Source organism: Amycolatopsis rhizosphaerae (assembly GCF_007713715.1).
GTDB lineage: Bacteria > Actinomycetota > Actinomycetes > Mycobacteriales > Pseudonocardiaceae > Amycolatopsis_E > Amycolatopsis_E rhizosphaerae.
Genome location: NZ_VJWX01000447.1, coordinates 1 through 5,829, shown reverse-complemented (window position 1 = coordinate 5,829; position 5,829 = coordinate 1). Strand labels below are relative to the sequence as shown.

Annotated in this window: 9 protein-coding genes and 1 pseudogene; all 10 read left to right on the top strand. The window is 68.3% G+C overall.

Annotated elements, in window-relative coordinates; all coding sequences use genetic code 11:
• Nucleotides 1-292 (top strand): annotated as a pseudogene (locus tag FNH05_RS38385) (hypothetical protein); the annotation flags it as partial.
• An 82-nt stretch (nucleotides 293-374) separates the two neighbouring features.
• Complete coding sequence (locus FNH05_RS30185) at nucleotides 375-1,274, top strand: hypothetical protein (protein WP_186382811.1); 900 nt, start codon at nucleotides 375-377, stop codon at nucleotides 1,272-1,274.
• 75 nt (nucleotides 1,275-1,349) lie between these two features.
• Complete coding sequence (locus FNH05_RS30180) at nucleotides 1,350-2,243, top strand: hypothetical protein (protein ID WP_144592251.1); 894 nt, start codon at nucleotides 1,350-1,352, stop codon at nucleotides 2,241-2,243.
• A 115-nt stretch (nucleotides 2,244-2,358) separates the two neighbouring features.
• The gene (rpsF, locus tag FNH05_RS30175; RefSeq protein WP_186382810.1) at nucleotides 2,359-2,673 is read left to right on the top strand and encodes a 30S ribosomal protein S6; all 315 of its coding nucleotides are present in this window, start codon (nucleotides 2,359-2,361) and stop codon (nucleotides 2,671-2,673) included.
• A gap of 10 nt (nucleotides 2,674-2,683) precedes the next feature.
• Entirely contained in the window at nucleotides 2,684-3,178 is a 495-nt protein-coding gene (locus FNH05_RS30170; protein WP_144592249.1) for a single-stranded DNA-binding protein, read from the top strand.
• A 36-nt stretch (nucleotides 3,179-3,214) separates the two neighbouring features.
• Entirely contained in the window at nucleotides 3,215-3,463 is a 249-nt protein-coding gene (gene rpsR, locus FNH05_RS30165; protein ID WP_027941586.1) for a 30S ribosomal protein S18, read from the top strand.
• An 11-nt stretch (nucleotides 3,464-3,474) separates the two neighbouring features.
• Nucleotides 3,475-3,936: a 50S ribosomal protein L9 gene (gene rplI, locus FNH05_RS30160; protein ID WP_144592248.1), complete on the top strand. Its 462-nt coding sequence runs from the start codon at nucleotides 3,475-3,477 to the stop codon at nucleotides 3,934-3,936.
• Nucleotides 3,937-4,156: 220 nt separating this feature from the next.
• Nucleotides 4,157-4,573, top strand: a complete 417-nt coding sequence (locus FNH05_RS30155) for a hypothetical protein (RefSeq protein ID WP_144592247.1) — start codon at nucleotides 4,157-4,159, stop codon at nucleotides 4,571-4,573.
• A complete protein-coding gene (locus tag FNH05_RS30150; RefSeq protein WP_144592246.1) occupies nucleotides 4,570-5,190 on the top strand; it encodes a DUF3558 domain-containing protein in 621 nt (206 codons plus the stop codon). Before FNH05_RS30155 ends, FNH05_RS30150 begins: the two co-directional genes overlap by 4 nt.
• On the top strand, nucleotides 5,180-5,829 hold a 650-nt coding region (locus FNH05_RS30145), incomplete at its 3' end, for a PPE domain-containing protein (RefSeq protein ID WP_144592245.1). The genes FNH05_RS30150 and FNH05_RS30145, both read left to right, overlap by 11 nt.

Here is a 5,829-nt window from a genome sequence, read left to right as displayed (position 1 = left end):
CAGTTGGAACGGCGGCGTGCAGTTCGCCGGCTACCCGATCATCGGGGTGGCGCCGGTGTCCGCCGCCCAACTGCTCGGCCCGCTCGGCGGCGGCACGGTGGCGCCCGCCACGCTGAACCTCGTCCCGCCGACCGGCACCGCACCCGGCGTGACCGACCAGGACTCCGGCTCCGCGCAGGCGATGCAGGCCTCCGCCGTCCCGCCCCGGCTGCCCCTGCTGCTCGCGGCGATCGCACTGGCCCTCGTCGGCGCCGCACTCGCCCACGTCTGGCTCGCCCGGACGGTGGACTGAGCCGTCTCACCCGTTCGCGTGCGTCACGTCCGCACGGTCACCGTCGTTATCCCTTCAGTGACGCAGGAGAGGGGTGGGACGGATGCGAGGTCGAACTCGTCAGGCCGCCGCGGTGGGCGCGGCCGCCTTCGTACTGGCGGGCACCACGGCCTTCGCCGCGCCCACACCCGCGGCTGCGGCTTCGGCCGCGACCATCACCGCGAGTTGCGGCCAGACCGTGACCGCCCACCCGGGTGACGTCATCAAGAGCCCCCTCGGCCTGCAGACCGTCACCGACGGCCTGACCTCGATCATCGGCGGCCTGCTTTCCGGACTCTGCCAGATCACGGTGAAGGTGGTGGACACCGTGGTCGCCCCGATCCCCGTGGTGGGCGCGCCCATCGCGGGTGCCGTGGACAGCACCGTCGCCGGCACCACGAACGGCCTCACCTCGGCAGTGCAGAGCGCGACCTCCGGCCTCACCGGAAAGCAGCAACAGCAACCCGCACCGCAGACCGGTGGTGCGGCGCAGAGCGGCCCGGGCAGCGGGACCGGAGGAGCTCAGCAGGCCACCCCCGGCGGTACGGGCGCTGCCGCCGCGAGCATCCCCGCCGCGACCAGTCAGGTCCTTTCCGACCCCGGCTACCGGCTCTTGAGCTTCGGCAGCTTCGGCAGCTTCGGCTCAGTACCCGGCTACGCCCCGATGCGGGACTACAGCGACATTCCGTACGCACTTGCTGGTCTGTGGTCGCCTGCTCCCGGGCTGCGGTACGGCGGGGAGATCCCGGGCTATGCGCCGTCGATCGGTGCGCTGGGCCAGGGCGCGCCCCAGGGCGGCGATCAGCGATCCGTGCAGAACGCCGGACGGGCCGAGGCCCTGCCGGGTCAGGGCACCGATGGCGGCACGCCGGTCGAACTGCCCGTGCTGGCGGCGGTGCTCGCGCTCGCGGGCGTCAGCGCCGGACTGGTCCGCGCCTGGGTTTTACGCGGAGCTACCGCCTAGTATCCTCGTCGCCTGCTTTTCGTTATCCCTCATGAGGATGACGCTTGCGACCACTGGAGGACTGCCACCGTGCGGATGCCAACACGGACCGACCTGACCAGGACGACCCGTCGGGTGCTCACCGTGGGCACGCTCGCCGCACTGCTCACCGGCGGTCTGTTCCTCGGCGACGCTTCGGCCGGCACGGTCCTCGCCTCCGCCTGCACCGGCAACGTCACCGGCGACATCGGCGACGACATCGCGGTGCAGGGCAAGGACGTCGCCGACCTGGTGAGGGCCGGGGCGAAGGAGCAGGAGATGTTCCTGCACCTCAACGCGGTCGACCCGGACAAACTCGCGCAGGAGATCACCGCCAAGGGCGTGCTGCCGGTGGGGAAGGTGCCCACCGCGGCCTCCGGCACGGTCAGCGGGGACACCATCGCCGCCGTCGTCACCCAGGCGCTGAAGGGTGCGGACGGGCTGGGCTGGTCGTGGGACACCGCGACGCAGCAGAAGACGCTCACCTCCATCCGGAACAAGGTCGCGGGCAACTGCGGCCTGTCCGTCGCCACCGCCAACTACAGCATCGCCACCGGGCTGCCCTCGGCGGCCACCGGCACCCCGGCGCCCGGCACGACCGCGCCGACCGCCACCGCCGCCACGCCTTCCATGGGCACCGGCAACGCGACCGCGCCGCGGCGCGACTACGGCAACATCCCCGCCGCCGTGCCCGGAATCGCGCTCTCGCCCGGCGACAAGTACCCGTCCGCCGCCCCGGTGGCCGGCCTGCCCACACCCGAGATCGGCGTGCTGTCCGGCAGCAACACCCCGCCAGGGCAGGCCGACGTGCGCAACACCGGCAACGCGAACGCGCTGGCCGCCGCCCCCACCACGAACACCGTCCAGCTGCCCATGCTGCTGGCCGTGGTCGCGCTGGCGGGGGTCAGCGCCGCGCTGGTCCGCACCTGGGTACTGCGCCGGGTGTCCTGACCGCCGCACCCCGGGTGCTGCGAGCCGCCCGAACGCCTCGGCTAGGCTGGTACCTCGACAAACCCTCCTGCCACGGATCGTCCGTGGCCGCAGAGCCCACAGGAGGTGAGTGGTTGTGTCACGCCATTACGAGGTAATGGTCATCCTCGATCCGACGCTCGACGAGCGCACCGTCGCCCCGACGCTGGACACGTTCCTCAACGTGATCCGCACGTCCGGCGGCAGCGTGGAGAAGGTCGACGTGTGGGGCCGCCGCAGGCTGGCCTACGAGATCAAGAAGCACGCCGAGGGCATCTACGCCCTGCTCGACCTGAACTCCTCGCCGGAAGCGGTCAAGGAACTCGACCGTCAGCTGTCGCTGCAGGAAAACGTGCTCCGCACGAAGGTCGTTCGCAAGGCCGCCCCGCGCAAGGTCGCGGCGAAGGCCTGAGGCGGCGACCATGGCCGGAGACACCGTCATCACCCTGGTCGGCAACCTGACCTCGGACCCCGAGCTGCGCTTCACGCCCTCCGGCGCGGCGGTCGCGAACTTCACCGTGGCCTCCACCCCCCGTACCTTCGACCGCGCCAGCGGCGAGTGGAAGGACGGCGAGGCGCTGTTCATGCGCTGCAACATCTGGCGCCAGGCCGCGGAGAACGTGGCCGAGAGCCTGACCCGCGGCGCCAGGGTCGTGGTGCAGGGCCGGCTCAAGCAGCGGTCGTTCGAGACCAAGGAAGGCGAGAAGCGGACCGTCGTCGAGCTTGAGGTCGACGAGATCGGCCCGTCGCTGCGCTACGCCACCGCCAAGGTCAACAAGGTCAGCCGCGGCACCGGTGGTGGTGGCGGCGGCTACGGCGCCGGTGGCGGCGGCGGCGGCATGCCCGCCGACGACCCGTGGGGCTCCGCCCCGCCTGCCGGGGGCGGCGGCGGGTTCGCGGACGAGCCCCCCTTCTAACCAACCACTCGTATCGGAATTCCCAGGAGCATCCCCGTGGCCAAGCCACCCATTCGCAAGCCCAAGAAGAAGGTCTGTGTGTTCTGCAAGGCGGAGCAGAAGGGCCGCCCGGAACTGATCGACTACAAGGACACGAACCTGCTGCGGAAGTACATCTCCGACCGCGGCAAGATCCGTGCCCGTCGCGTCACCGGCAACTGCAGCCAGCACCAGCGTGACATCGCCATCGCGGTCAAGAACTCCCGCGAGATGGCGCTGCTGCCCTACACCTCGACCGCGCGCTAAGGAGGCACGTCATGGCGAAGATCATTCTCACCACCGACGTGGCCAACCTCGGCGGCCCCGGTGACATCGTCGAGGTCAAGGACGGTTACGCGCGCAACTACCTGCTCCCGCGGGGCTACGCCATCGTGGCCACCAAGGGCGCGGAGAAGAACGTGCAGACCATCCGCCGGGCCCAGGAAAGCCGGCGCATCCGGGACCTGGACCACGCCAAGGAGATCAAGGCCGCCCTCGAGGGGCTGGGCACCGTCCAGCTCACCGCGAAGGCCGCCGAAGGCTCGAAGAAGCTGTTCGGTTCGGTGACCACCGGCGACATCGTCACGGCGATCAAGGCCGCAGGTGGCCCGCTGCTCGACAAGCGGATCATCGAGGTCGAAGGCCACATCAAGACCCTCGGCAAGCACCAGGTCAGCGCCCGGCTGCACCCGAAGGTCGAAGTCGGCGTCCGCATCGACGTCGTCAAGGCCGCCGAGTAAGTAGTCCACGAACAACGCCCTTTCCCGCTCCGGGAAAGGGCGTTGTTTCGTTCTGTCGCGAGCACCCACGCGAAGGCAGAGCCCTCCTCCGTGCTCGAACGGCAAGGAACGCGATCGCCTGCGCACAAATGATTCGACCGCGGGAACCAGCGGCGCTGCGCTAGCATCCCATTGCTGATCTCGCTTAGCTGGGGGCGGGACGAGCGAAGGGGACTTGATCATGAGGCAGCCACCGGAGTCCGGGAGCTACGTCGCCGACAGCCTGCCCGACATGCCTGCGGTCGCACCGATCCAGGTCGGCAACAACGGCTCGCCCGGCGGCTACAAGTTCGATCCCGACCAGGTCCAGACCGTCATCAACAAGTGGCAGGAACTCCTCAGCGACTTCCAGCAGGACCTGACGAACGTCCAGACGATGCAAATGACCGTGCAGGCGCCCGGCGCGGAGTTTGCCAGCGGCGACTTCATGGCCAAGGGTTACGACCCGTCAAGCCGAACTCTGCTGGAGCAGACCCAGCGGATGATCACATACGTGCAGAACTACATCGAAGCCTTACAGAAGGCCAGCGGGCAGATCCAACAAAACGAACAGGACGCAGTACAGGCCGCAGCCCGGCAGGGAAAGGATGTCATGTGAGTACGTCCCGTGCCATTCGAATCGCCGCCACCATGGCGGCCACCGGGCTGCTCACCGCCTGCTCCGGGGGTGGTGGCCAGTCGGGGACCACAACGACGTCCGGCGCCGCTGCGGCGAGCAGCACCTCTACCAGCGCCGCCAGTGGCGGCGCGCCGAGTCTTCCTTCTCAGTTGAAAGTCGACGATGTGAAGGCCAACCCTTGCAACACGCTTTCGTCAGCGCAGATCGATCACCTCGGAATGGTAGGGCCTGGCAAGCAGTCCCAGACCAACAACGGGCCGACCTGTACCTGGCAAGGAGCCGTTTACCAGGCGAACAGCACGGGCATCGGCGTGAGCACCAACGGTACTGGCTTGGACAACATTTACAAGCTGAACGCCCAGCCAGGATATTTCGCGTATTTCGAGCCGACGACCATCAACGGTTACCCGGCAGTCTATGCGTCGCGAGCCGATCAGCGGTCGTCCGGAATCTGTTCGCTCTCGATTGGTTTGGCAAATGACACCACGGCCGTGGTCACGTCGTCCCTTGTCACTGGTCAGAACAAGACGAATCCGTGCCCAGTGGCCGAGCGCACCGCGCAGGCGATGATCGAGCACCTCAAGGGTGCGGCATGAGAACCATCGGGAGGGGTTGATTGTTATGTCGAACGGTCAGTTGATCGGCGGCGCGATCGGCACGGCGGTCATGCCCGGTATCGGCACGGCTGTCGGGTCGGCCATCGGCGGCTGGTTGTCGGGTGGCCCCTCGGCCCAGCAGCATCAATCGGACATCGGCGGTCGGTCGATCGACGCTTACCAGATCTTCCAGCAGATCAAGGGCGGCCCAGGCACCGGTTCCCTTGAGGCGGCGGGAACCGCGGCACAGGAGTTACAGAACAATCACGAAGACCGGGCCCAGAAGATCGCCGCGCTGAACCAGATGATGGACTCCGCCTGGCAGGGCGACGGCTCTCAGGCCGCGCAGGCCGGGGCGCACCCGCTGCGGACCTGGCTGAACGACTCCGCGCAAAACCTCGGGACAAGCCACCAGTTCATCGGAAACCAGATCAACGACTTCCACACCGTCTCGTCGAGGGTCCAGGAGATCCCGCAGAACCCGCCCTCCAAGGGGTGGACGGACGACATCAACCCCTGGAGCGACAAAGACGACGAGATCAACTCCTACAACCGGAAGGGCCAGGCGAACGTCGACGCGTTCAACGCCTACTACCAGGCGAGTGCGCAGAACGCCGCGGGCATGCCGCAGTTCCAGAC